This window comes from Pseudomonas ogarae, assembly GCF_014268695.2.
Taxonomy (GTDB): domain Bacteria; phylum Pseudomonadota; class Gammaproteobacteria; order Pseudomonadales; family Pseudomonadaceae; genus Aquipseudomonas; species Aquipseudomonas kilonensis.
The window spans coordinates 4,778,722-4,804,092 of record NZ_CP077086.1; the positions used below are offsets into that span (position 1 = coordinate 4,778,722).

The 25,371-nt window shown below is 58.0% G+C and carries 23 protein-coding genes and 1 pseudogene; 11 read left to right on the forward strand and 13 right to left on the reverse strand.

Annotated elements, in window-relative coordinates; genetic code table 11:
• The first annotated feature begins 4 nt into the window (after positions 1–4).
• From rloB to pabB, 3 genes are all read left to right on the forward strand, one after another.
• Complete coding sequence (gene rloB, locus HU749_RS20830) at positions 5–1,537, forward strand: osmotic stress tolerance membrane protein RloB (RefSeq protein WP_041476054.1); 1,533 nt, start codon at positions 5–7, stop codon at positions 1,535–1,537.
• Positions 1,537–2,523 carry an alpha-L-glutamate ligase-like protein gene (locus tag HU749_RS20835; RefSeq protein ID WP_186651354.1) on the forward strand — a complete coding sequence of 329 codons (987 nt, stop codon included), beginning with the start codon at positions 1,537–1,539 and terminating at the stop codon, positions 2,521–2,523. The genes rloB and HU749_RS20835 overlap by 1 nt, the downstream gene beginning before the upstream one ends.
• A 293-nt stretch (positions 2,524–2,816) precedes the next feature.
• Positions 2,817–4,160 (forward strand): aminodeoxychorismate synthase component I, encoded by a 1,344-nt coding sequence (gene pabB, locus HU749_RS20840; protein ID WP_186651352.1) that lies wholly within the window; start codon positions 2,817–2,819, stop codon positions 4,158–4,160.
• A gap of 134 nt (positions 4,161–4,294) precedes the next feature.
• Here the strand turns inward: pabB and thrH are convergent, their stop codons facing one another.
• Entirely contained in the window at positions 4,295–4,912 is a 618-nt protein-coding gene (gene thrH / locus HU749_RS20845) for a bifunctional phosphoserine phosphatase/homoserine phosphotransferase ThrH (RefSeq protein WP_186651350.1), read from the reverse strand.
• 174 nt (positions 4,913–5,086) lie between these two features.
• Here thrH and HU749_RS20850 point away from each other — a divergent pair, with 174 nt between their 5' ends.
• From HU749_RS20850 to HU749_RS20860, 3 genes are all read left to right on the forward strand, one after another.
• Positions 5,087–5,830 (forward strand): phosphoadenylyl-sulfate reductase, encoded by a 744-nt coding sequence (locus tag HU749_RS20850; protein ID WP_186651348.1) that lies wholly within the window; start codon positions 5,087–5,089, stop codon positions 5,828–5,830.
• Between the two features lie 452 nt (positions 5,831–6,282).
• Positions 6,283–7,812: an NCS1 family nucleobase:cation symporter-1 gene (locus HU749_RS20855; protein WP_186651346.1), complete on the forward strand. Its 1,530-nt coding sequence runs from the start codon at positions 6,283–6,285 to the stop codon at positions 7,810–7,812.
• A 60-nt stretch (positions 7,813–7,872) separates the two neighbouring features.
• Positions 7,873–8,601 (forward strand): aspartate/glutamate racemase family protein, encoded by a 729-nt coding sequence (locus tag HU749_RS20860; protein ID WP_186651344.1) that lies wholly within the window; start codon positions 7,873–7,875, stop codon positions 8,599–8,601.
• Between the two features lie 149 nt (positions 8,602–8,750).
• Here HU749_RS20860 and HU749_RS20865 read toward each other — a convergent pair whose 3' ends face one another.
• Entirely contained in the window at positions 8,751–9,674 is a 924-nt protein-coding gene (locus tag HU749_RS20865) for a LysR family transcriptional regulator (RefSeq protein ID WP_046065795.1), read from the reverse strand.
• Positions 9,675–9,799: 125 nt separating this feature from the next.
• Here HU749_RS20865 and HU749_RS20870 point away from each other — a divergent pair, with 125 nt between their 5' ends.
• Complete coding sequence (locus HU749_RS20870) at positions 9,800–10,546, forward strand: 3-oxoacyl-ACP reductase family protein (protein WP_186651342.1); 747 nt, start codon at positions 9,800–9,802, stop codon at positions 10,544–10,546.
• 69 nt (positions 10,547–10,615) lie between these two features.
• Here HU749_RS20870 and HU749_RS20875 read toward each other — a convergent pair whose 3' ends face one another.
• The 6 genes from HU749_RS20875 to HU749_RS20900 all read right to left on the reverse strand — a co-directional run bounded on the left by HU749_RS20875 (position 10,616) and on the right by HU749_RS20900 (position 16,250).
• Positions 10,616–11,311, reverse strand: coding sequence for an HAD-IA family hydrolase (locus HU749_RS20875; RefSeq protein ID WP_046065793.1), 696 nt, complete (start codon positions 11,309–11,311; stop codon positions 10,616–10,618).
• Between the two features lie 256 nt (positions 11,312–11,567).
• Positions 11,568–11,951 (reverse strand): hypothetical protein, encoded by a 384-nt coding sequence (locus tag HU749_RS20880; protein ID WP_186651340.1) that lies wholly within the window; start codon positions 11,949–11,951, stop codon positions 11,568–11,570.
• Between the two features lie 87 nt (positions 11,952–12,038).
• The gene (locus tag HU749_RS20885) at positions 12,039–12,305 is read right to left on the reverse strand and encodes a hypothetical protein (RefSeq protein ID WP_186651380.1); all 267 of its coding nucleotides are present in this window, start codon (positions 12,303–12,305) and stop codon (positions 12,039–12,041) included.
• A 652-nt stretch (positions 12,306–12,957) separates the two neighbouring features.
• On the reverse strand, positions 12,958–13,368 hold the full coding sequence (locus HU749_RS20890; RefSeq protein WP_014339430.1) for a glycine zipper domain-containing protein: 411 nt from the start codon (positions 13,366–13,368) through the stop codon (positions 12,958–12,960).
• A 350-nt stretch (positions 13,369–13,718) separates the two neighbouring features.
• Entirely contained in the window at positions 13,719–13,970 is a 252-nt protein-coding gene (locus HU749_RS20895; RefSeq protein WP_225919106.1) for a hypothetical protein, read from the reverse strand.
• A gap of 90 nt (positions 13,971–14,060) precedes the next feature.
• Positions 14,061–16,250, reverse strand: a complete 2,190-nt coding sequence (locus HU749_RS20900) for a GAF domain-containing hybrid sensor histidine kinase/response regulator (protein WP_186651338.1) — start codon at positions 16,248–16,250, stop codon at positions 14,061–14,063.
• A gap of 566 nt (positions 16,251–16,816) precedes the next feature.
• Between HU749_RS20900 and HU749_RS20905 the strand changes: the two genes are divergently transcribed.
• From HU749_RS20905 to HU749_RS20915, 3 genes are all read left to right on the forward strand, one after another.
• Positions 16,817–17,095 carry a hypothetical protein gene (locus tag HU749_RS20905; RefSeq protein ID WP_053180799.1) on the forward strand — a complete coding sequence of 93 codons (279 nt, stop codon included), beginning with the start codon at positions 16,817–16,819 and terminating at the stop codon, positions 17,093–17,095.
• A 256-nt stretch (positions 17,096–17,351) separates the two neighbouring features.
• Positions 17,352–18,029, forward strand: a complete 678-nt coding sequence (locus HU749_RS20910; RefSeq protein ID WP_186651336.1) for a phytanoyl-CoA dioxygenase family protein — start codon at positions 17,352–17,354, stop codon at positions 18,027–18,029.
• A 99-nt stretch (positions 18,030–18,128) separates the two neighbouring features.
• The gene (locus HU749_RS20915) at positions 18,129–19,196 is read left to right on the forward strand and encodes an alpha/beta hydrolase family protein (protein WP_186651334.1); all 1,068 of its coding nucleotides are present in this window, start codon (positions 18,129–18,131) and stop codon (positions 19,194–19,196) included.
• A 113-nt stretch (positions 19,197–19,309) separates the two neighbouring features.
• On the opposite strand, the gene HU749_RS20920 is transcribed toward HU749_RS20915, so the two are convergent.
• Positions 19,310–20,068, reverse strand: coding sequence for an SDR family NAD(P)-dependent oxidoreductase (locus HU749_RS20920; protein WP_186651332.1), 759 nt, complete (start codon positions 20,066–20,068; stop codon positions 19,310–19,312).
• 157 nt (positions 20,069–20,225) lie between these two features.
• On the opposite strand from HU749_RS20920, the gene HU749_RS20925 reads away from it, so the two are divergent.
• Entirely contained in the window at positions 20,226–21,113 is an 888-nt protein-coding gene (locus tag HU749_RS20925) for an AraC family transcriptional regulator (RefSeq protein WP_186651330.1), read from the forward strand.
• Here HU749_RS20925 and HU749_RS29290 read toward each other — a convergent pair.
• The 4 genes and pseudogenes from HU749_RS29290 to HU749_RS20940 all read right to left on the reverse strand — a co-directional run.
• A pseudogene (locus HU749_RS29290) lies at positions 21,093–21,392 on the reverse strand (IS4 family transposase); the annotation flags it as partial. The gene HU749_RS20925 and the pseudogene HU749_RS29290 sit on opposite strands and share 21 nt — an antisense overlap.
• Positions 21,393–21,658: 266 nt before the next feature.
• A complete protein-coding gene (locus tag HU749_RS20930; RefSeq protein WP_225919107.1) occupies positions 21,659–22,489 on the reverse strand; it encodes an HNH endonuclease signature motif containing protein in 831 nt (276 codons plus the stop codon).
• Positions 22,490–22,507: 18 nt separating this feature from the next.
• On the reverse strand, positions 22,508–24,133 hold the full coding sequence (locus tag HU749_RS29295; RefSeq protein WP_225919108.1) for an AAA family ATPase: 1,626 nt from the start codon (positions 24,131–24,133) through the stop codon (positions 22,508–22,510).
• 693 nt (positions 24,134–24,826) lie between these two features.
• On the reverse strand, positions 24,827–25,297 hold the full coding sequence (locus tag HU749_RS20940; protein ID WP_186651328.1) for a hypothetical protein: 471 nt from the start codon (positions 25,295–25,297) through the stop codon (positions 24,827–24,829).
• Between the last annotated feature and the right edge of the window lie 74 nt (positions 25,298–25,371).

Genomic DNA, 25,371 nt, shown 5'->3' on the forward strand with positions numbered 1-25,371 from the left:
TCCAATGCGCTCCCTTACCCTCCATCTGAAAATGCTGATCGCCATCCTGGTGGTGCTGGGCCTGTCGGTGACGGCCTATCAGATTTTCGTGCTCGGCATCCCGGTCACCGAAGACGCCACCGACGACTTGTGGAACATCGACGCCAAGGTCGAGTTCGTGCCCAACGCCAAGGATCCGGTGAAGATCCAGATGTTCGTGCCGCCCCTGAGCCGCGACTATGTGAGCCTCAACGAGAGTTTCATTTCCAACAATTACGGCGTGGCGGTGAACCGGGTTGACGGCAACCGCAAGGTGACGTGGTCGGCCCGTCGCGCCAAGGGCAACCAGACCCTGTATTACCGCCTGGTGCTGACCAAGCGCTACAGCGCCGAGAAAACCAAGGTCAAAGGCCCGACCTTCCGCGACAGCATCGCCGTCGAAGGCCCGGAGAAACTGGCCGCCGAAGCCCTGCTCGCGCCGATCCGCCAGCATTCGGCCGACGTCGAGACATTCATCAGCGAAGCCATCAAGCGGGTCAACAACCCCAACGACGACAACGTCAAGCTGTTGCTGGCCGGCGACCCGTCCTCGGCCAACAAGGCGCGCATCGTCGAATTGGTGCTGTCCATCGCCCACGTGCCGGTGGAAAAGGTCCACACCATCCGCCTGGTGGCCGACCAACCGCAGGCCCCTGAACTGTGGCTGCGCAGTTTCAACGGCACCGACTGGCTGTATTTCAACCCGGACTCCGGCGAACAGGGCCTGCCCACCGACCGCCTGTTGTGGTGGACCGGCGATGAAAACCTGATCACCGTCGATGGCGGCAAGAAAGCCACCGTCACCTTCAGCATGAACAACAGCGAAATGAACGCCATTCGCCTGGCCAAGCTGACGGACGAGAACACCGACGCCAACTTCCTCGAATACTCACTCTACGGCCTGCCGCTGCAGACCCAGCAAACCTTCATGATCATGGTCATGATCCCGATCGGCGTGCTGGTCATCCTTATCCTGCGCAACCTGATTGGCCTGCAGACCCTGGGCACCTTTACCCCGGTGCTGATCGCCCTGGCCTTCCGCGAAACCCAACTGGGCTTCGGCATCATCCTGTTCACGGTGATCACCACGCTGGGCCTGTCGCTGCGTTCGTACCTGGAGCACCTCAAGCTGCAAATGCTGCCGAGGCTCTCGGTGGTGCTGACGTTCGTGGTGGTACTGATCGCTGCCATCAGCCTGTTCAGCCATAAGCTGGGCCTGGAACGCGGCCTGTCGGTGGCGCTGTTCCCGATGGTGATCCTGACCATGACCATCGAACGCCTGTCCATCACCTGGGAAGAACGCGGCGCCGGCCACGCGATGAAAGTCGCCATCGGCACCTTGTTCGCCGCGTCCCTGGCGCACCTGATCATGAGCGTGCCGGAACTGGTGTACTTCGTGTTCACTTTCCCGGCGATCCTGCTGATCCTGGTGGGCTTCATGCTGGCCATGGGTCGTTATCGCGGCTACCGCCTGACCGAGCTGGTACGGTTCAAGGCCTTCCTCAAGGCAGACTCCTGATGTTCAGCTTCTGGAAGACCTGGAAGGCCCTGGAAGCCCGGGGCATCATGGGCATCAACCGGCGTAATGCCGACTACGTGCTCAAGTACAACAAGCGCAGCCTGTACCCCATCGTCGATGACAAGATCATCACCAAGGAACGGGCCATCGCCGCCGGCATTCATGTGCCGGAGCTGTACGGGGTGATCTCCACCGAGAAGGAAATCGACAAGCTCGACGAGATCATCGGCGGGCGCACCGACTTCGTGATCAAGCCGGCCCAGGGCGCTGGCGGTGACGGCATCATCGTCATCGCTGATCGCTTCGAAGGCCGCTATCGCACGGTGTCCGGCAAGATCATCAGCCATGAGGAGATCGAGCACCATGTCTCCAGCATCCTCACCGGCCTGTACTCCTTGGGTGGACACCGTGACCGGGCACTGATCGAGTACCGCGTGACGCCGGACCAGATCTTCAAGAGCATCAGCTACGAAGGCGTTCCGGACATCCGCATCATCGTGCTGATGGGCTATCCGGTGATGGCCATGCTGCGCTTGCCAACCCGCCAGTCCGGCGGCAAGGCCAACCTGCACCAGGGCGCCATCGGCGTGGGCGTCGACCTCGCCACCGGCCTGACCCTGCGCGGCACCTGGCTGAACAACATCATCACCAAACACCCCGACACCACCAACGCGGTGGACGGCGTGCAACTGCCCTACTGGGACGGTTTCATGAAACTGGCCGCCGGTTGCTATGAACTGTGCGGGCTGGGCTACATCGGTGTCGACATGGTGCTGGACCAGGAAAAAGGCCCGTTGATCCTGGAACTGAACGCCCGGCCGGGGCTGAACATCCAGATCGCCAACGACTGCGGCCTGACCCTGCGCACCCACGCAGTGGAAGCCCGCTTGGAAGACCTCAAGGCCCGGGGCGTTATCGAAACCGTGGAAGAGCGCGTGGCATTTGCCCAGGCGTTGTTTGGGCATATTCCGCCGGTTGAAGGCTGATCTCGTTCCCTGTGACCTGGAACATAGCGGCCCTTGTGGCGAGGGGATTTATCCCCGCTGGGCTGCGGAGCAGCCCCAAAGCCTGACACCTCGGTGTATCAGAGAGATTGAATTCAATTGTCCAGGGGTTGCTTCGCAACCCAGCGGGGATAAATCCCCTCGCCACAATTAAAACTTCGCCAGAAATAGCTTCGGTAGCCACAGACGTGCCCATCTCCGACATCCCTCTAGGAGCAAATCCTACAGAGGGATTACAATCGCTCCCCCGCCTGAACGGCTGACCTGCCCCGCCCATGCCAACCTGCTCCGTACACCCGCTGCCCTACCGCGCCAACCCCGCCGAGTATTTCGCGGCGATCCGTCATGCCCCTGGCAGCGTGCTGCTCGACAGCGGCCGGCCGAGTGCCGAGCGCGGGCGTTACGACCTGCTCAGCGCCTGGCCGCTGGCGCAACTGGCGGTGTTGCCGGACGAGAGCGGCAGCGATTTCCTGCAACGCCTGCGCATTCAACTGACACAACTGGGCGACGCGGTACTGCCGGCCACGGTGCAATTGCCCTTTGCCGGAGGGCTGATCGGCTACTTGAGCTACGACTTCGGCCGACACCTCGAAACCCTGCCATCCCACGCCAAGGACGACCTGCAACTGCCCGACGCGCGTTTTGGTGTGTACGACTGGGCGCTGGTCAGCGATCACCAGGCCGGCACCAGCCAACTGGTGTTCCACCCCCATTGTGGCGAAGGCGAACGCCAGCGCCTGATCGCGCTGTTCAGCCAGCCAACCCCGGCTCCCGCTCCCCCGTTCAGCCTTAACGGACCGATGGCGCCAGACCTCAGCGCCGAAGCCTATCGACAGGCCTTTGAGCGTATCCAGGCGTATATCCAGGCGGGTGACTGCTACCAGGTCAATTTTGCCCAGCGCTTTCGCGCGCCCTGCCAGGGCGATGCCTGGGCCGCGTACCAGGCGCTGCGGGAGGCGTGCCCGACGCCGTTTTCCGGCTTCCAGAGCCTGCCCGATGGCGGCGCGGTGCTGAGCCTGTCCCCCGAGCGCTTCGTCAAGGTCAGCGAAGGCCAGGTGGAAACCCGGCCGATCAAGGGCACCCGGCCCCGCGGCACAACACCCAGCGAAGACGCGGCCCACGCCGCCGAGTTGCTGGCCAGCCCCAAGGACCGGGCGGAAAACCTGATGATTGTCGACCTGCTGCGCAACGACCTGGGTCGCACGTGCCGCATCGGCTCGGTGCGGGTGCCGGAGCTGTTCAGCCTCGAAAGTTACCCGAACGTGCATCACCTGGTCAGCAGCGTGACCGGCGAGTTGGCTGTGGATAAAGACGCCCTCGACCTGATCGCTGGTAGCTTTCCCGGCGGCTCGATCACCGGCGCGCCGAAAATCCGCGCCATGCAAATCATCGACGAACTCGAACCGACCCGACGCGGCCTGTATTGCGGCTCGTTGCTGTACCTGGACGTGCGCGGGGAAATGGACAGCTCCATCGCCATCCGCAGTTTGCTGGTCAAGGATGGGCAGGTGTGCTGCTGGGGCGGCGGCGGGATTGTCGCGGACTCGGACTGGGAGGCCGAGTATCAGGAGTCGATTACCAAGGTGAAGGTGCTGCTGGAAACCTTGCAGAATCTTTAAAGCATCGCGGGCAAGCCTTGCTCCCACACCAGCCTGTGGGAGCAAGGCTTGCCCGCGATGACAGTGTGTCAGTCGACACCAATGCCGGCTGAACCACCGCTATCGCGAGCAAGCTCGCTCCCACAGGGGTTGGGTTACAGGCTCAGGCTGCGGTTCGAAGCCTTGAGGAATTCCTGCTTCAACTCGGCAAAGCTGTGCACCGCCGGGAATTGCGGGAATTCACGAATCACGTTTTCAGGCGCATGGAACAGAATCCCTGCATCGGCTTCCCCCAGCATCGTGGTGTCGTTGTAGGAATCCCCCGCCGCAATCACCCGGTAGTACAGGCTCTTGAAAGCCAAAACCGACTGACGCTTGGGATCTTTCTGACGCAACTGGTAGCCGGTCACCCGCCCGCTGTCATCGGTAATCAAGCGATGGCAGAGCAACGTCGGGAAGCCCAACTGGCGCATCAACGGCTGGGAAAACTCGTAGAAGGTGTCGGAAAGAATCACCACCTGGAAGCGCTCGCGCAGCCAGTCGACGAACTCGATGGCGCCGTCCAGCGGCTTGAGGGTGGCGATGACTTCCTGGATGTCGGAAAGCTTGAGGCCGTGTTCATCGAGGATGCGCAACCGTTGCTTCATCAGCACGTCGTAGTCGGGAATGTCCCGAGTGGTTGCCCTGAGGGAGTCAATCCCGGTTTTTTCAGCGAAGGCGATCCAGATCTCCGGGACCAGTACACCTTCCAGGTCGAGACAGGCAATTTCCACAAGACACTCCCATTTTTTCTGATGTTTATCGGTTGAGCGAACAAAAGGCTTGCCGACTCTAGCCATTCGTCGAAGCCTGTGCAACGCACAGGAACGCGCCAGCCCCGACAGCTTTTGTTACCATCAGCCCTATATAGAGCGCCCAGCGCCACCGACCTGTAGGAAACCGCCCTGATGAGCCCATCGTATGACGTCGTGGAACTCGCCACGACCTATGCCAACAAGTCCCCGCAGGACATCCTCAAACTGGCCTTCGCCGAATTCGGCGACGAGCTGTGGATATCTTTCAGCGGCGCCGAAGACGTAGTGCTGGTGGACATGGCCTGGAAACTGAACAAGAACGTCAAGGTGTTCAGCCTCGACACCGGCCGCCTGCACCCGGAAACCTATCGCTTCATCGATCAGGTGCGCGAGCACTACAAGATCGACATCGAGCTGGTTTCGCCGGACTACACGAAACTTGAACCCTTCGTGAAGGAAAAAGGCCTGTTCAGCTTCTACAAGGACGGTCACGGCGAGTGCTGCGGCATCCGCAAGATCGAGCCCCTGCGACGCAAACTGACCGATGTCCGCGCCTGGGCCACCGGCCAGCGCCGCGACCAGAGCCCCGGCACCCGCAGCCAGGTGGCGGTGTTGGAAATCGACACGGCGTTTTCCACCCCGGAACGCACCCTGTACAAGTTCAACCCCCTGTCGCAGATGACCAGCGAAGAAGTCTGGGGTTACATCCGCATGCTGGAGCTGCCTTACAACAGCCTGCATGAACGCGGTTTCATCAGCATCGGCTGCGAGCCCTGCACCCGTCCGGTGCTGCCAAACCAGCACGAACGCGAAGGGCGTTGGTGGTGGGAAGAAGCCACGCAGAAAGAATGCGGGCTCCACGCCGGGAACATCATCGCCAAATCCAAGACCGTCTAAGCGTCCTCCGCACCCTGTACACAAAAATGTCACTACAAGTGGCATTTTTGTGTGCACTTATTACGTTACTGCCCCCAAAGGTTACACACACCTTCCCGCCTCGCCTGCACTTCCAAATCCACTGACGTTCGCCAAAAAATAAATACCTGTTTAAACGGTCAGTTTTAAATCACGGCATTTCAGTCAGTTATTCAAAGATCATAACGAAACGAAATTAGCGCTTCTTCGAATAGATCCGTAAGTGGCATAGATCTGGCTTGAGACGACACATGTTTTGTATACAACTTATATAAAACATACACACACTTTAGATCCGCAAGCCTGAAGCGCCCTATCCCGTACAGGCTGCAGATGCCCCGTAATCAATGATGCTCGCCCGCCGCGACGAAGATTTGTCGAGCCCCGCGCTCATGCACAGTCATCGCTGCGCCGAGAATCAGGAGCCTGCCGGAATGCGTACAAGTCTCTCCAATAACATCGCGCTGGATCTGCCCTCCACCACCACGGCCCTCGACGACAACACTGCCGCGTCCCTGGCCCTGAGCCCGAGGCTGCACAACAAGGACCTGGCGCCGACCAAGGCCGAAGGTCGACGCTGGGGTCGCTACAGCATCTTTGCCCTGTGGACCAACGACGTGCACAACATCGCCAACTATTCCTTCGCCATCGGCCTCTATGCCCTGGGCCTGGGTGGCTGGCAGATCTTGCTGTCCCTCGGGATAGGCGCGGCGCTGGTGTATGGCTTCATGAACCTGTCCGGCTACATGGGCCAGAAAACCGGGGTGCCGTTCCCGGTAATCAGCCGGATCAGCTTCGGGATCCATGGCGCGCAGATTCCGGCCTTGATCAGGGCAGTCATCGCCATTGCCTGGTTCGGTATCCAGACCTACCTGGCGTCGGTGGTGTTCCGGGTGTTGCTGGTGGCGATCCACCCGGGCTTCGCCAACTACGACCACGACTCGATCCTCGGCCTCTCGAGCCTGGGCTGGGTGTGTTTCGTGGCGATCTGGTTCGTGCAACTGGTGATCCTGGCTTACGGCATGGAGATGGTGCGCCGTTATGAAGGCTTTGCCGGGCCGGTGATCCTGGTGACGGTCGCGGCCCTGGCCGGTTGGATGTACACCCAGGCCGACGCCACCATTGCCTGGTCGATCCGCGAACCGCTGACCGGCGGCGAGATGTGGCGCAATATCTTTGCCGGTGGCGCGCTGTGGCTGTCGATCTACGGCACCTTGATTCTCAACTTCTGCGACTTCGCCCGCTCCTCGCCATGCCGCCGGACCATCGTCGTCGGCAATTTCTGGGGCCTGCCGGTGAACATCCTGGTGTTTGCCGCAATTACCATCCTGCTCTGCGGTGCGCAGTTCCAGATCAATGGGCAAATCATTGAAAGCCCGACCCAGGTGATTGCCTCGATCCCCAACACCTTCTTCCTCGTATTGGGCTGCCTGGCCTTCCTGATCGTCACCGTGGCGGTGAACATCATGGCCAACTTCGTCGCCCCGGCATTCGTGCTCAGCAACCTGGCGCCCAAGTACCTGACCTTCCGCCGCGCCGGGTTGATCAGCGCCGCCATTGCCGTACTGATCCTGCCGTGGAACCTCTACAACAGCCCGCTGGTGATCGTGTATTTCCTGTCCGGCCTCGGCGCCCTGCTCGGGCCGCTGTACGGGGTGATCATGGTCGACTACTGGCTGCTGCGAAAAGGCCGCATCAACGTGCCGCAACTGTACAGCGAGGACCCAAACGGTGCGTATTTCTACAGCAATGGGGTCAACCTGCGCGCGGTGGCGGCGTTCATTCCGGCGGCGCTGATCGCGATTATCCTGGCGCTGGTGCCTGGTTTTGACAGCGTTTCACCATTCTCCTGGCTGATTGGCGCTTCGATTGCAGGGCTGCTGTACCTGATCATCGCCAAGCGCCAGCCGTATTACGAGGACGTCAGCGGCGAATCCATCGCTGTGGATAACGTCAATCATTGATCGCTCGAACGGCCCGCCAGGTTCGGGCCGCTTACTTTTATGTGTTAAGGAGGACAGCTCATGCGAATTCTAGTGGTCAACGTCAACACCACCGAATCCATCACCCAGGCCATCGCCCGACAGGCCCAGGCCGTCGCCGCGCCGGGCACCGAGATCGTCGGCCTCACGCCGCATTTCGGTGCCGACTCCATCGAGGGCAATTTTGAAAGCTACCTGGCGGCCATCGCGGTGATGGACCGGGTGATGTCCTACGACCAGCCGTTCGACGCGGTGATCCAGGCCGGCTATGGCGAACACGGTCGTGAAGGCTTGCAGGAACTGCTCAACGTGCCGGTGGTGGACATCACCGATGCCGGCGCCAGCACCGCCATGTTCCTCGGTCACGCTTATTCGGTGGTCACCACCCTGGACCGCACCGTGCCGCTGATCGAAGACCGGCTCAAGCTGTCCGGCCTGTTCGACCGCTGCGCCTCGGTACGGGCCAGCGGCCTGGCGGTGCTGGAACTGGAGCAGGATCCGCAACGGGCGGTTGAAGCCATCGTGCAGCAGGCCGAACTGGCAGTGAGCCAGGACAAGGCCGAAGTGATCTGCCTGGGCTGCGGCGGCATGGCCGGGCTCGACGAGCAGATCCGCCAGCGCACCGGCGTGCCGGTGGTCGATGGCGTGACGGCGGCGGTGACCATTGCCGAAGCGCTGGTGCGGCTGGGGTTGTCGACGTCGAAAGTACGCACCTACGCGACGCCTCGGCCCAAGACCATCACTGGCTGGCCGGGGCGGTTTGGGCGGTGAGTCCACGGCTTTAGACTGAGGTGCCCCCGAATCGCGAGCAAGCTCGCTCCCACAGGTTTTTGTGTCGTGTGCACATGTTGTGAACACCCGTAAACCCATGTGGGAGCGAGCTTGCTCGCGATTCGGGCCAACTCGGTCTGGAGCCCAGCTCAAACCGCACTGAACCGCCGCGCCAACCCCTGCTCGGCAAACTGCTCGATGATGAAATCCACGAACGCCCGGGTCTTGCCCGGCAACAGCTTGTGTTCGGCGTAATAGATGGAGATGTTGCCATCATCGACATACCAGTCCGGCAGCACCCGCTGCAGCGCCCCGGATTCCAGGAAGGGAACGGCGATCGGCATGCTCACCAGACCGATGCCCAGGCCTTGGGTGGCGGCCGCGCAGTCGGCTTCAGAATCGCTCATGGTCATGCGCGTCTTGAGCGTCAGCGGGCTGTGTTCCCGATTACGGCTGGTCAGTTGCCAGGAACGCACGCGCCCGGTTTGTGGTGACCGAATCAGGATGCCTTGATGCCCTGACAGATCTTCCGGCTCTGTCACCGCGGCATGGGTTTGCAGGTACTCGGTTGAGGCAACCAGCACCCGATGAGCCACCGTCAATTTGCGCGCCACCACTCCCTGGGGCAACTCGAAACCGCCGCCGATGGCGGCATCGAAGCCCTGGCCGATCAGGTCAACCTGGCGATTATCGAAATGCCAGTCCGGGTTGATCGCCGGGTAACGTCGCAGAAACTCCCCCAGCAACGGCACGACATACAATCGACCGAACGCCGTACCCATGCTCACCTTCAGCGTCCCCGCCGGTTGCCCGCCGGCGCTGGCCAGATTGGCGACGGCGTTCTGGATGGTGTTGAAGCTGCTGCCGACTTCCCCCAAGAACAACTGGCCGGCTTCGGTCAGCCTCAGGCTTCGGGTGCTACGCTGGAACAGGCGTACGCCCATTCGCGCCTCCAGCTTGGCGACGCTTTTACCCACCGCGGCCGGGGTCACGCTCAGACGTCGCGCCGCCTCGGCAAAGCTGCCGACTTCGGCACTGCGCACGAAGCATTCGATACTGTTGAAGGTCTCCATGAGCCTCACTCTAAACTTTTGGTTTAGACAGACTATAGCAATGACGGTCTACACAGCCCACCGCACCTTCTTGATACTCGCTCCATCACCGCGGCATCTCGCCCCGGCACTTTTTGGAGAACATCATGAGTAACCCAGCACTGAGCGGTAAAGTCGCCTTGATCCAGGGCGGTTCTCGCGGCATCGGCGCCGCCATCGTCAAACGCCTGGCAGCAGAAGGCGCCGCCGTGGCCTTCACCTACGTCAGCTCTGGCGCAAAATCTGAAGAACTGCAGAACAGCATCACCGCGGCAGGCGGCAAAGCCCTGGCGATCAAGGCCGACAGCGCCGACGCCGAGGCCATCCGTAACGCCGTCGCGGCCACCGTCGAGGCTTTTGGCCGGTTGGACATCCTGGTCAACAATGCTGGCGTGCTGGCGATGGGGCCGCTGGATGAATTCAAACTCGAAGATTTCGACCAGACCCTGGCCATCAACGTGCGCAGCGTGTTCATCGCCACCCAGGCGGCAGCACGGCACATGGGTGAAGGGGGTCGGGTCATCAACATCGGCAGCACCAACGCCGACCGCATGCCCTTCGCTGGCGGCGCCACGTACGCCATGAGCAAATCCGCGCTGGTGGGCCTGACCAAAGGCCTGGCCCGTGACCTCGGCCCACGCGGCATCACCGTCAACAACGTGCAGCCCGGCCCGGTGGACACCGACATGAACCCGGCCGATAGCGACTTCGCCTCCAGCCTGTTGTCACTGATGGCCATCGGGCGCTACGGCAACGTCGATGAAATCGCCAGTTTCGTCGCTTATCTGGCAGGGCCGGAAGCCGGTTACATCACCGGTGCCAGCCTCACCATCGACGGTGGTTTTGGCGCCTGATCCAGGCATGAAAAAACGCCGGTCATGGCTTCAACCATGACCGGCGCTTTGTTGTGTAGCGCGATGGGGTCAGGCCCACTCCAACTCCGGCAGACCGCAAAGGCTCGGCTGGAACATTTTCAAGGAGCGGATGATTCCGTCGGCGTGGGCGTACTTTTCATCCGCCATGGCCGAATCCGGAATGGCAATGGCGGTCATGCCGGCGGCTTTCGCGGCGGTCACGCCGAACGGCGAATCCTCGAACACCAGGCAGTCGCGCGGATCGACACCCAGGCGCCGGGCGGCGGTGAGGAAGATATCCGGCGCTGGTTTCGCCGCGCCGACCTCAGGGTCGTCCGCCGTCACGATGAAGTCGAACAGCGCGAACCAGTCCCGGTGCAAGGTGGTTTTCAGTGCGAACGTGGGGCTCGACGAACTGGTGCCCACCGCAATCGGAACGTTGTGGGCCTTCAAATGCCGCACCAACTCCTCGGCACCGGGCATCCCCAGGGCGTGAGGAAAACGCTCGCGCATCAAGGGCTCGCGGATGACCAGGAACTCTTCGGGGGTGATCGGCAATTCCAGCGCCTGGACGACGTAATTGGCCAGGTCCGTGGCCCCGCGCCCGATGATGTTCTGCTTGACGCTCCAATCGAACGTGCGCCCGTAGCGCTCGGCGATGATGGACGTGACCTCGGTGTAGATCCCCTCGGTGTCCAGCAACAGCCCATCCATGTCGAAAATCACAGCCTTGATCGGGCCAAACTCTTTCAGGGGTGCATTCATCGCATCTGATCCGTTATCAACACAACATTCCAGGGATGGCTCAGGTGCGGCCAGGGCAGCGTGTTCGCCTTAAAGGATTCAGCAGGATAACGAAGGGGGCTTGGAGCCGGCAATGGGAAATCTATGGACGGGGTCCGTGGCGAGGGAGCTTGTTCCCGCTCGGGTGCGCAGCAACCGTAGGATCGTGGGGGCTGCTTCGCAACCCAGCGGGAGCAAGCGCCCTCGCCACAGAAAGCGGATGGGTGTGAAGGGACGGTTATTGACCTGAGCTGCCGGAGCCGCCCGACCCCGAGCCGCTGCCGCCCGAGCTGCCACCGCTGTCGCGGGTACCGGTTCCTCCGTTGGTCCCACCGCCGGCATCGGCACCGCCCATCGTGCTCCCGCCACTCATCGAACCGCTGCCCGTACCGGGGCTGGTGCTGCTGCCGCTGGCATCGCCGCCATTGCCGCCGCTCACGGAGCCCGGGGGCAAAGCGTTACCACTGGTGCCGGATTTGGAACCGGCTTCCATTTCCGAAGAAGGTGGCATCCCGCCCTTGTCCACGGGGGGTGTGCCGCTCGAAGATTGTGCGAAAGCGGCCAGTGAACTGAGCGAAAGAATCCCGGCGAGTGTCAGCGCTGTCATGTTGGTCTTCATCATGGTGAGTCTCCTTTTCAAGATACTTACCTGATGTGTGGCACGCGTGGCGGGCCGATGGTGCCGCTGAATCGACAGGCGGGCCTGCGATCAGCTCGGCTTGCCGGAGGCATCCTCACCGGCGATGTCCGGGTCATCGGGGGTTGCCTCGACATCCTCATCGTCGTTGGGGGGACGCTGGTCGCGGCTCAGGGAGTTGGTGGGCGAAGGCAGCGGGTATTCCGGGGTTTCATCCTCCTCGATCAAGGGGACCTGGGCGTCATCCATCAGGGAACCGGGGTCTTCATTGCCCGGGTCATTGACGACAGGGGTGCCCGAGGAGTCGTTCTCGTCCTTGTCTTGCGTTTGCGACGTCATGGTACACCTCGCAATTGTTGATGGATGTATGAGTTCGAAGCGGGGGGGTGGCAATCGTTCCGGGGATTTTGATTTGCCGTTTTTTTGGGGGGGTCAGGTTGGAGTGTATATCCGTTTTTGTGGTAACGGCGGCTTAGGGTTCCGCCCTTACGGCGGCTCACTTTTGAGAAGCCCGGAAGCCGGCCCAGTCAAAAGTAAGCAAAACGCTTTTATGCCCCACCACTCGGCATCTCGCTTAGGCTCGGTGTGCCGAGATCAACGTCCGCCCCGAGGCGGCCTAACAGCCGATCTGGTTCTTGGTGGAGACCGCGTTTCTCCTGTGGGAGCGAGCTTGCTCGCGATAGCGGTATTTCAGTTACATAGATGTTGGATGTGCCGATGTCATCGCGAGCAAGCTCGCTCCCACAGGTTTTGTGGTGTAAGTGGATTTTGTGTCCACTGAAGATCCAATGTGGGAGCGAGCTTGCTCGCGATAGCGGTGGTGCAGTTGCATAGCGGCTGGACCTGCCTGCTGCTCTTGCCTTGGATACTTAACCTTTCAAGCAAAAGAAGCCCCAAAAAAACGGCGCTTCCCATTTCTGAAAGAAGCGCCGTTTTTACCAAGTGAACAGCATCACGGCACAAGGCCAGGTCTATTCATCCAAGCATGGGCTTAGCGATGCTTTTTCTTGTGCTTGTGCTTCTTGCCACCGGAGTGGCCGTCGTTGTCATTGGACAGGTTGCTGCCCAACGCGCCGCCCGCCGCGCCGCCGATGCCTGCGCCGATGGTGGAACCGGTGGAGCCGCCCAGGCGGTTACCGACAATCGAACCACCGGCCGAACCCAAGCCACCGCCAATGGCCGCTTCGGTGCGGCTGCCCTTGCGAGCGCCCACCGCACTGCCGGCTGCGCCGCCGACGCCCGCGCCAATCGCGGCGCCGGTGCTGCCGCCCATCTGCTGGCCGACCACGTTGCCCAACACACCGCCCAGACCACCGCCGACCGCGGCGGTACCGTCGCCGGCAGCCATCGCGCCCTGGGCAACCACCAACCCCAGTACCAAGGTGGACAAAGTCAAACGCATGATAGAAACCTCAAAAATGCCGCATCGGGGAGAAATGGCCGGTGCGCGCGGGCGCGAGTTTACGCCAGACAGCGTCAGCCATAACGGTTGGACAACGAAACGGCGGATTATTTTATGACAGGCAAAAAAAAGCCCGCTGGGGAAACGGGCAGGTACTGCTTTCTAACGGATGAGCTGAGAGTACGTACCTGCTTGTGAAAGAAACGTGAAAGAAAACGCCAGTTGAGAAAAGATGAAAAATATTTATGTAGAGGCCCCAGAAGCGGAACGCGAAGCGTCCCTGGCAACGATCAAAAAAAAAGGGCTGCTATGCAGCCCGGCGGGAGCAAGCTCCCCTACCACGATCCACGTCACTTTCTGACCGGGACCCTGGGCAAGAACTTGGCCTTCTCCCCTCGCTGCACTTTGGCCACCTTCGTCCTGATGGACTTGATCGGCTCGTCACCGAAGTCCGCATGATAGGCCGACTGGCCACACTGCAACCCTTCATTGATCGGATACGCGGCAGTGTTCTCCTCGCTGTACGGTGCTCCCATTGCCTTTCCCCTTTCATCGAGGCCCATACCGGCAACAACCGGTTGCCTGACAATATTGACCTTCACGGCAATGAGACTAGTCGGTCATCAACAGACTGTTGATTCAACAACGCCCTTGGCCGACGAATGGAACTCACTGTTTCAAAAAGGAAACACTCATTCAGTCCCCAGTATCGTCCGGTTTAGAACCCGGGAAACCTGATCCGCGGAATAGGGTTTGGACAGGAATTCAAAGCCCTCATGGCCGCTGTGGGCCAATTCTTCGCTGTAACCAGAGGTCAGCACCACCGGCAAATCCGGGCGCCGCTGGCGCAGTTCCCTGGCCAGGGCAATGCCGCTGATGCCGGGCATCACCACGTCAGAAAATATCGCATCGAATGCCATCGCATCCGGACCAACCATTTCCAGCGCTTCTTCGGCGTTGGTCGCCCAGGCGGTTTCGTAGCCCAGGTCCTGAAGGATCTGGTTGGCAAAACGCCCCACCTCCAGGTTGTCTTCCACGATCAACACCCGACACTTGCCCTTTTCCGGAAGCAGGTGCGTGAGTTCTTCCTTGACCGGCTCGTGTGTTTTCTCGGCCGCCACTTCTGGAAGGTACAAGGTGAACACCGTGCCCTCGCCCACCACGGTCGAAACATCGACGTTGCCACCGGACTGCTTGGCAAAGCCAAACACCTGGGACAAGCCCAGCCCCGTGCCCTTGCCCACTTCCTTGGTGGTGAAGAAGGGTTCGAAGATGTGCTCGAGCACTGGCGAGTCAATACCGGTACCGGTGTCCGCCAAGGCAATGGCAGCAAAGGATTGCCCGGCCCCGGCATGACCACGGATCGGCGGCATGCCACCGCCGCAGCTGAGCCGAAGCCACAACGTGCCCTGGCCATTCATGGCATCCCGGGCATTGAGGGCCATGTTGATCAGCGCGGTCTCGAACTGGCTCAGATCCGCCCGGATGTAACAGGGCCGATCGCACAACTCGACGTGGACCTGGATCCGTGCCCCGGTGACGGTTTGCAGCATGTCCCCCAGGCTCTGCACTTGCTTGCCCACATCGATGACTTGCGGCTTCAACGGCTGGCGCCGGGCAAACGCGAGCAACTGGCTGGTCAACTTGGAGGCGCGCTCAACGGTTTCGGACACCGCCGTCATGTAGCGTTGCCGACGCTCCTCGGACAGGCTGGGCATGCGCAGGAAGTCGACCGAAGAACGAATGATCGTCAGCAGGTTGTTGAAGTCATGGGCCACGCCGCCGGTAAGCTGGCCGATGGCTTCGAGCTTTTGCGATTGGCGCAGCGCCGCTTCGGTCTGTTTCAAGCGCGTGGTGCGCTCCTCGACCCGTTCTTCCAGCGTCGCGTTCAATTCGGCCAGGGCCGCCAGGCCTTCGCGCACGGCAGCGTCGGCACGGGCGCGCTCGATGTGGGCCCAGGATCGCTCGGTGACCTCCATCAGCAGCGCCAGGTCGTAGGATGACCAGACCCGCGGCGTTTTATCGTGGATCGCCATCAGCGCGGTCAATCGCCCGCCCTTGATCAACGGCACGCAAATGGTGGCCGCGATGCCAAGGGCTTGGAATGCCGCCGCTTCCTCCGGCGCCAGTTCCTTGAGGTTATCGTTGATCACCAGCGGCTTGCCGGCCCGCAGGTTAGTGACGGCCAGCCGACCGAAATCAGCCAGTCGATAATGCCCAAGGATATGCGGCGACCCCATCCTGGCCCAATCACCACGAATGGTGAAGCCGTCCTCGTCCTCATCCATGTCCGCGTAGGCACAGTTGGACAGGTTCAGGTGCGCCGCCAGGATCCGTGTGGTGGCTGCCATGATGCTCTGCGGGTCGGTGGCGTTCGCCACGGCATTGCCGATGGCATCCAGCACGGCCAGGCGCTGGGTCATGAACACCGTGGACGTGGTCTCGGTGACCGTATCCAGCATGCCCACGACCTTGCCGAACTGGTCACGGATGGGGCTGTAGCAGAAGGTGAAATAAGCCTGCTCAGGACCGCCGCCGCGCTCGATGACCAGGGGGAAGTTCTCTATAAAGGTCGCTTGCCCATCGAAGGCGCCCTGCACGATCGGCCCGATATCGCTCCAGACCTCCTGCCAAACCTCATTGAACGGCCGCCCCAGCGCCTCGGGCTTGCTGCCGAGGATCGGCAGGAACGCATCGTTGTACAACGTAATCAGGTCCGGCCCCCATACGATGGCCTGGGGAAAATGCGAGGCGAGGCTCAGCGCCACGGTGGTCTTCAATACATCAGGCCACTGCGCAGGCGGCCCGAGCGGCGTGTCCTCCCAAGGATGGCGGCGAACCCGCTCAGCCATTTCTCCATAGCTCTGGAGCCAATCTGTCATTGCGTTCGATCCTTCTGAGCCGCCAATACCAACGAGGGGGAAAAGCTTGTGACCCCAAGCAGGACCGTATTATCCCGCGCTGGATGGGAATGCGCGATTGGATTGTGGGAGGCGTCGGGGGGCAAATGGGGGGTAACGGGCAGATAAGGGCGATGAGGCTACAGAAATATCCTACATATCGCTGGGATTTGGCCTGATGTCAGTGAGGGGTTTGCTGAGGTGTAAGACATAAAGCTCGAATGCTTACGACTATGGCAATGTCCTACATATGATTGGGAATCCCCTTCCCTATCAATCCCTTGCGTATTTTTTGCGGTGGCGACTATAGTCTTGGCGTCGCCCAGATGGCGACCGGGTTTGGCGACTCGATTGACACAAGTGCAACGGTGCTTTCTGCTGTGGCAGAAGCACCCTTGTGCTCACAGAAACTGCTTTATGGCAGCTGTGCGCGGGAGACCTTCGGGTCTGCCGGCTCCTTGTGTCTCCGGTTCGCCAACCTGCGTACAGCTGTCACCCTTTGTTTGGCGACAAAGCGTGACAGTTCATTCATGACACAAGGAATAGATATGAACCGATATATGGGCCTTACCAGCAACGCCGACGACCAACCCCTCTACGTCGATACCACCGCGCCGCTACACATCCTGCTCGACTCAGCCGCCTACCGAATCCGTGCCGCTACCCAGTTCCTGGAGAATTTGGCGATGCGCGATGAACAGACCATCGACCCCGCGACCTTGCAAGATCTGGCGCAGCTTTGCTGCATCCCACTGCGTGATGGGTGTGATGTGATGGATGTGATTGCGCGACGATTGGATGCGGCACCGGCAGGCTCCACTCTATAAGCCTGCCAGCCGACAACCTGTGGCGAGGGAGCTTGCTCCCGCTTGAACTGCGTTGTAGGAGCTGTCGAGTGCAACGAGGCTGCGATCTTTTCACTGCCAATTGAGTTCGGAGCGAAAGATCAAAGGATCGCAGCCTCGTTGCACTCGACAGCTCCTACACAGCTCCTACAGAGCCCCTGACTCATCAAGGGCTGGTGGTCCCACTTTGGTTTGCATACTAGCCTTCCAAATGCTCGCACAAGGACGTCGAAAAACCATGCCTGACCGCAAACAACTCCACCAAGACGGCTACGCCCTGCTCCGTCAAGCAATCCCAACCGAGTGGCTGACCGACCTTCGTGCCGTGTTCGATGCGGGCGTGAAACCGTCGGACCAATGGCCAGTGCCCCGTGGCATGGACTGGCGCTATTCGATGCTGGATGACGATTCAACAATTCAGGCCGCGTGTCGTCTACCCCAGCTACTGTCGGTGGCAGGTGAGTTGATCGGCGAGCAATTCTTCCTCTCCCAAGTGGAAGGACGCGAGCCCCTTGCCGGTAACGGCCACCAACAACTGCACCGCGACTTGTCAGCCCAACGGCCAGGCGACATCGCCATCGCCCTGGCGTTTTTCGACGACTACGGCCCCGAGAACGGCGCGACACGGATCGTCCCCGGCAGCCATCGACCTGAGCCGGGCGCCCCACCCTTCGACTTCAATGACGAGTCACGCGCCGTACAGCTTTCAGGCTCTGCCGGTGACATCCTGGTGTTCGATGTCGACCTGGTACACGCGGGCAGCCTGAACGTGATCGGCGCACGCCGTCGTTCCATTCTGATCAGCTATTTCTCTGAGTCGCTCTACGCGTCACACCTGGAAACCGTGGCGCTGCGCAATATTCGTATGGACACCAGCGACCGATTCGCCCCCTCGGAGTTTGCTTTCGGGGGCTAGGTTTTTAGTCGATAAAAGTTATGCGCAGCGGTTCGAATTTGAGCTTTAATTCCCGAGCTTGTCGACAACCCCATTCGTCTAATCAAGGAAGAAACGACATTGAAAACAGCTTTCGGCGCCCTGTTATTGGCTTGCCTGACGACCACTGCATTTGCTGACGAAAACCCCGTCGGTTTCCAATCCTCCACCCTGCCGGATCCGCACAATGGCCGCGCACTGGAGATGGTCGTTTGGTACCCCAGCGCAACGACCGAAACCCCGCAACTGATCGCCGATAACGCGGTGTTTGTCAGCGCTGCTGCCGTGCGTAACGCACCGCCCACTGCCGGTGAACATCCATTGGTGGTGCTCTCCCACGGCTACAGGGGCAACTGGAGCAACCAGATCTGGCTGGCCAGTTCCTTGGCCCAGAAGGGTTACATCGTCGCCGCCATCAACCACCCCGGCAGCACCACCCATGACCGCAGCCCGCAAGCAGCGGCGCAGTTATGGCAGCGGCCCGTTGACCTGCGTCGAGCCATCGATGCGGTCACGACCCAACCTGAAAAATTTGGCCGGGTCGCCAATGGCCGAATTGCAGCCGTGGGCCATTCACTCGGCGGCTGGACCGCCCTGGAAATCGCCGGCGCTCGCTTCGACCCAGAGCGCTTCGCCCAAGACTGCAAAGCCCATTCGCAGTTAGCCAGCTGCACCGTTTACGAACTGATGAACCCTGCCAGCACCACTGAATCAAAGGCCGAACTGGCCGCCGATTGGCGCGATAAACGCGTCACTGCGGTGGTGACATTGGACCTGGGCCTTTCACGGGGCATGACCGATAAAAGCTTGGCCGCGCTGCCTGTCCCCGCCCTGGTGATCTCGGCTGGCGTACCGTCGCGAGAGCTTCCCGCCGAGTTGGAATCTGCCAACCTGGCCAAGCGCCTGCCCTCGGCGACAAGCCGCTATGTCGAGATCAAAGACGCAAGCCATTTCAGCTTCATGTCGATGTGCAAACCTGGTGCGGAGGGGATGCTCGAAGAGGATGTACCGGGGGATGGGATCATTTGTCGGGATGGTGATGGCGGTCGTGCTCGTGGAGTGATTCAGCAGCAGGTTGCATCGCTGATCGCGGAGTTTCTGGCGCAATTACCTGCAGACCAAAAGACAATTTGTAACGGGTGGCACTGACTTGCTGCGGCTCAACGAACGGACACAGCGGATGACTGATGAGCGTAAGTTGAGCGTGCGGTATGGCGACCTCTCGATAGGGCAGCGACCGAATGGAATGAATGCGGCTGCGGCTACAGCAACTGCCCGCCCGAGATGTCAAAAGTCGTCCCGTTAGCCCAGGCCATATCATCGGACAGGATGGCGGCAACCGCACCGCCGATGTCGTCCGGCAGACCGACCCTGCCCAGCGCGATACCCTGTGCTACATAGGCGTTCACATCTTTGTTATCGCGCACTGCACCACCGCCGAAATCCGTTGCAATGGCGCCAGGGGCAATCGCATTCACCCGAATTTGGCGCGAACCAAGCTCTACGGCCATGTAACGGGTCAGCACTTCGACTGCGGCCTTCACCGCCGCGTAAACGCTGTACCCCGGCAGAGTAAAGCGCACGAAGCCTGAGGAGACGTTCAGGATACGACCGCCGTCTTCCACGAGCGGCAACAGCTTTTGAGTCAGGAAAATCGGACCGCGAAGGTGCGTCGCGACCAGTGAGGCAAACTGGTCTTCGGTCGCGTCAATAAAGTTCGCAAAGAGGCCATTGCCAGCATTGTTGACGAGGAAGTCGAAACGCTTGCGGCCGAAGTCAGTCTTCAGCGTATCAGTCAGTGCGTTTGAAAAAGCCTGGTAGCTGGCGGTATCGGTGATGTCGAGCGGCAGCATCGCGGCCTTGCCGCCCTGCGCCTCGATCTCCTGTTTCAGCGCCTCAGCTTCTGCCGCGCCGCTGCGATAGGTGCCGATGATGGCGACGCCGCGCTTGGCAAGGTGAAGGGCCATGTTGTGGCCAAGGCCACGGCTGGCGCCAGTGATGAGTGCGATCTGATTGGTCATGGGCTGTCTCTGCTAGGTTAGGCGCGCTTTTTGGCGCTTTCTTGACCCGCTCAAGATAGGCAATGACCGATTCGTAACCCACGCCCAATAAGCTCAATTTATTGCCTAATTGTATCAATCAGCTGGTGCGGCGGCGGGGTGCAGGCATAATCAGCTCATGAACAATGATCTTGCACCGCATCTTGATATCGCCCTGCGCCATGCGCCACCGGGTTTGACTACCACACGGATCCCGCGTGTGGACCTCTGTGTCGGACAAGGCTCTACAGACAAGGCGCCATGCCTGTATCGCTCGATGATCTGCTTTATCCTACAAGGCTCGAAGCGCGTTGCGATTAACGACAATCTTCTGAGCTACGACAGTGAACAGTATCTTATCAGCGCCCTGGATCTGCCTCTGATCGGACAGATTCTTGATGCTGAAGGGGGGCAGCCCTACGTTGCGGTTTCGCTCGTGTTGGATCCCGCCATACTGGCGGAATTGGCAGCGACCATGCCGCCGGTTCGCGAGAGCGGACAAAAAGGGATTGGCATCATGATAAACCCGATGACCGCTTCGCTTCGCGACACATTGTTCCGCTTATTGTCATTGCTAGACACACCTGCCGATATCCCGGTTCTAGGCCCCATGGTCGAACGAGAATTGCTCTATCGTCTTCTACAGGGCCCCCAAGGGAGGCTGCTGCGTCAGATTGCCCAACCCGATGGCCCGCTGGGTCGCATCCGGCGAGCGGTTGCCTGGATCAGGGACAACTACAACACTAGACTTCGCATCGAAGCATTGTGCGATGCAAGCGGGATGAGCCGGGCAAGCCTGCATCGCCATTTTCTGTCGATGACAGGCCTCAGTCCCATCCAGTATCAGAAGCAGCTTAGGTTGCAGGAAGCTCGCCAGCTTTTGCTTGCTGGCGAGCATCGCGCGTCTGACGTGGCGTTCGCTGTCGGCTATGAAAGCGCATCACAGTTTAGCCGCGAGTACCTACGGCAATTTGGCGCCTCGCCTGCCCGCGACGTGCGCGAAATACGGCAGGCAATCAATGGGTGACAACGGATGCTTCAGCGAGCCCAACAACGCTCGCAGCATGACCCAGTAGAACAACGGGAGCTCGGTTTGCAGATGCCGATTACCCAGCAACCGATCCACTCGCTTGATGGTGTGTTTGGGATAGGCTTGCTCGGCAAAAAATCGACCAAGCCCCGTCAGAGTGAGCCGACGTCCGCAGAGTAATGTGCTGACACAACATATCAACGTTTTCAGACGACGAGAATGAACACCGGGAAGTGCTTGGGCGAGCGCCCTGTGTAAGAATCGGATGGCCTGCATGGGTAGGGATCTTGTTTTGTGTGGTGCAACACAAGCTGCCGACTCATGCAGGTCTCTTCAATATTCCAACATCTTGATTTTGCGTAAGAAAATTCGGGGATTCCTCAGGCTCTGAGGGATGCAGCCCATCCCAACCAGCTAGTGACTCAACAATAACCTCCAAAAAATGATTTCATCGCACCGCTCCAACCCAAGAATGATAAGACACTTGAACCCCAATTCACTGACCATTAATAGAAAGCACGTTCACTGTTTTCTTAAAAATCTTAAGGAGGAGGAAAACCCAGAGCTTTGTAAAACCCACCATCACAGAACTCATCGTTTTTTGCCAGCCCGACAAAAAGAGCGCCCCGCCAATCATTAATACCAAGTGACTTTACGTTAGCTGCAGCACTACGCATCAAAAATGCCTTAACCCCTTCAGCCCCCCCAGCCCTAAAGTTATCGTCCAGTGCAACCTGCTGTGAAGCAAGGAATATATTTACTTGACTAGGGTAACGTTCGTACAGCTTGAAATCCTTCAGATGCTGTTTTAGTCGTTGCAAAGTCTCATCGCTCATCCCCTTCTGCTTTTCTATTTTGAAAGTCGCCAAAACCGCACCACCTGAAATATCGATATCTGCGACGAAAAACTCACAAAAACTAAGATCCTCCAAGTACGCGTTAATATGCTGGTGTGTAGATTTTTTCCTGGGCTTTCTTGGTTTATGCCCGTTGCATTTAGAGCATGACGGCACAAGATTAAGTGGAAAAATACTAAAACACTTATAAATTTTTTTCTGCAAATGATGATCTAGATCTCGAACCTCACCAAAACCACAATAGGGACATACTTTGGCGAGATTTTTTAACGACGCACGTAAAACCGCTAATCTCCCGGTTTCGGAGACTTCACCATACGCCTTTAAAATGGCCTCTTGTGCATCCTCACTAAGCCCTTCAGCAATCCACTCAGGATTTGGTTTTCCCAAGCCCTGCTGATACAAAACGTACAACTCCATGAGCTTATCTTTATCTGCCGGCTTAAGAGGTGAAAGAAGATCCTCATCCGGAAAAATCAAATCCAAGTGAGCACGAAGATGCGAAAGATCGGGCATACTCAAATTCCACATACCCTACTTACCTTTCTTTAGCAGCAGACGACGACTCATAGTATATCCTCGTGCTTGGTGACTCATTTGACCATTTAAAAAAAGCGCCTCCAACTCTTCTTGCTTAGAGTATTTAGAAACAAGCTTATCAAGAACCCTATGGTAGTCAGTTGTTTCAGCATTGAGCCCAAAAACCTCAGCAGTTATTAAACCTATACTTTCTCCAAATGTTTCACTATTTAAACCTGATACAGAGGTAATTGAACCTTCACGCTTAATAACTTTAACATCCTCAGCCATCGACTCTTGAACTACAACCGGAGAGTGAGTTGCTATCACACAGAAGGATTCATCATTGTGCAAAATAGCACGAATGGCATTCATTAGTGCGGCCAAAAGCGGAGGATGCAGATGGGTTTCAGGCTCATCAAAAAGAACTAGCGAGGAAGGCACTAACTTAGCAATCAATCCCGCCACTACTAAAGCCGCAATTTTGTGACCCGTGCTACAAAGAAGAAATGCAGGCTTAATATCAAAATCCTCACAATCAGTGAGGCTCTTTTTTAGTAGCGGACCAAATGCAGAATCCGCGAGAAGGCTTGAAAAAATACTATTCAATTGACTGACCTTAGCAGGTTCCTTAATAGATCTTAAGTACCCCATGAATTCGTCAGTTAATTTTTCTACCGTTTTTAGCTTTGTTTGACCATGTCTATCTGGATCTTTAAAAAGATCCAACACCACCCCCTCTCCTTTTGCACTATATCTTGCTTCACCTCTGACATCCCTCAACCCAATAAAAGCATACCGACCAACTCCATGCTCCATCTCATCAATTATTTTTTTTCGATTCTTAGTATCAACCCCTGGCAATTTGAAACTATCAAAAGGACTAAATGAGATGGTAATGACCCTAGGAAAACCTATACCCCTTGGAGTGATGCTCCCTAAAGATGATATAGTGGTTTTTTCGCGCTCATCGATTGTTGCAAACGCTAATCTAGCAAGCCTTGCAAGTACAGTGCTTTTCCCCGCACCATTGCCACCAATCAGCACGCTTATTCGTTCTGGCAGCCTTGACTTTCTGCCCCCTTCTTTCTGTGTAAATGAAAAAGAGAGTTCACTTAGCCAATTAGCAAATGAAAGAGAGAACTCCAACTCATCACTTGGGAGCTTTGTAAAATCACCCACAAGTATGCCTTTAGCCAAGTTTAGATAATCTTCACTTTTCCCATCTCGAAACAGGGACACCGACCATCCAGCCTCAGACCTAAACGCTTTCGCGACACTAGGATACCTTACAACATCCCGTAGACCTACGAGGAGCGACTTATACTCTTCAGAGTAAACATGTCTCAAACGCTCATAATAATCTAAAGAACTACCAACAGAGCAAAAATCGTCACCAAGCTTTGTAAAATCCTCTCTTACCTGTAATGGATCAGAGTCAGACTGACCTATTCGCAAAATTCTAACTGGACCAATCAAGTCCGAAACAATCTTACCCTTCTTATCAACACTTACATAATAAAGCTGGTAAAGAGTTTTATAGCCATAATCATTCCAGTTATCTTGCTGCAATACAAATGATGGCAAGTTTTCTACTGGCCAAGGACTTCTTAACTTTCTCACTAAAATCAATGGTTTCATTTGCCATCCTACGCAATTGTCAAACCAAGTGAATTACACTAAAGACAAAATGATAGCAGTCTGCAGCGATGAAAATATAATCACTTGCAGTAAACCGTTCAAAGCTGGTCGAGGCGCATGGTGAAGCAGCCTGAGAGAGGTCATTTCCATCGAGCTCTATCCTCGCAAAAACCTTGAGCTAGAGATGATGGCGAGGTCAAACATGGCAAGCAAGCCAAATGCCACCATTCGCCTCTTAGACCTTAGTCGCACATCCAACGCCGGCGAATAGCTCCTTCAAACTTCCACCGGGCTGACTTAGCAGGAACAAGCAGCTTTGCACGAATCAGCCACACACCGATGGCATTTCGCAGCCCCTCAACCCCGATGCCCGTTTCAGAATCGTGATCTGAAACGGGCACATGCCATAGAGAGTTCGATCTCACCAAAGCAGGATGAGATGAACCGCCTGCAGAAGCATCACCCCTACCTTAAGGACGCCTTGGAAGACTTTAACTTGCGCTCCCAATTTCTCGACCCTGGTCGGTTCAGGGGCCTTTCGGAGGCGATGATAAACGCGTCGGCGAGATACGGATAAATGTACGGGGCAGCGCTTATAGCGCGCACCGCAGGTGCAGAACTTCTTGATGGGCATGGCGCCCCCTTTTCGAAATGGTTTCGACGAATTTTTTGTTCGCAAATATTCGAAAGGGCTCAGCGGAGACGATGCTTGAAACCACTCATCTCTGGCCCGTCAAGGAACAGAGGAATAGTGAGCACAGCCCGAAGAGAACGGGCCAGGAGTTTGATTATGTGAGCAAGGATGATTCGGAAAAACGCCAGAATGCGTTTCCTAAAGCTGTGCAGCGGTGAATCAGGGTCAGGCTGACCTGCCTCACTAAGAACTGTGTCCAAAGCGCGCAGCCGCTCCCTCTCCATCCAAGAAAAGCCGATGATCCCACAGAGGACAGTAACGCCATCCGGCATATCATAATGCCCCGAGCTAGCCTCGGCACGCCGTGACTTATCAATGTCAGATGCAGTAACACGAGGCATGTAAGCCAGTAAACGTTCACGAGCAAGCCTGGCAAACTCAGCCTTCAGCTGCGCGGTGACAGCGTCCAGTCTGCGTTGGCCATGTCGCCTTGGGCGTACAAATTGCGCTGATGATGAGTGATCGTCCATAAGGACTCCCGCATGATGTTACATGCCAAACCTTACTCACTAGTCCTCTATTTCACAAATCATTTTCGCCTGAC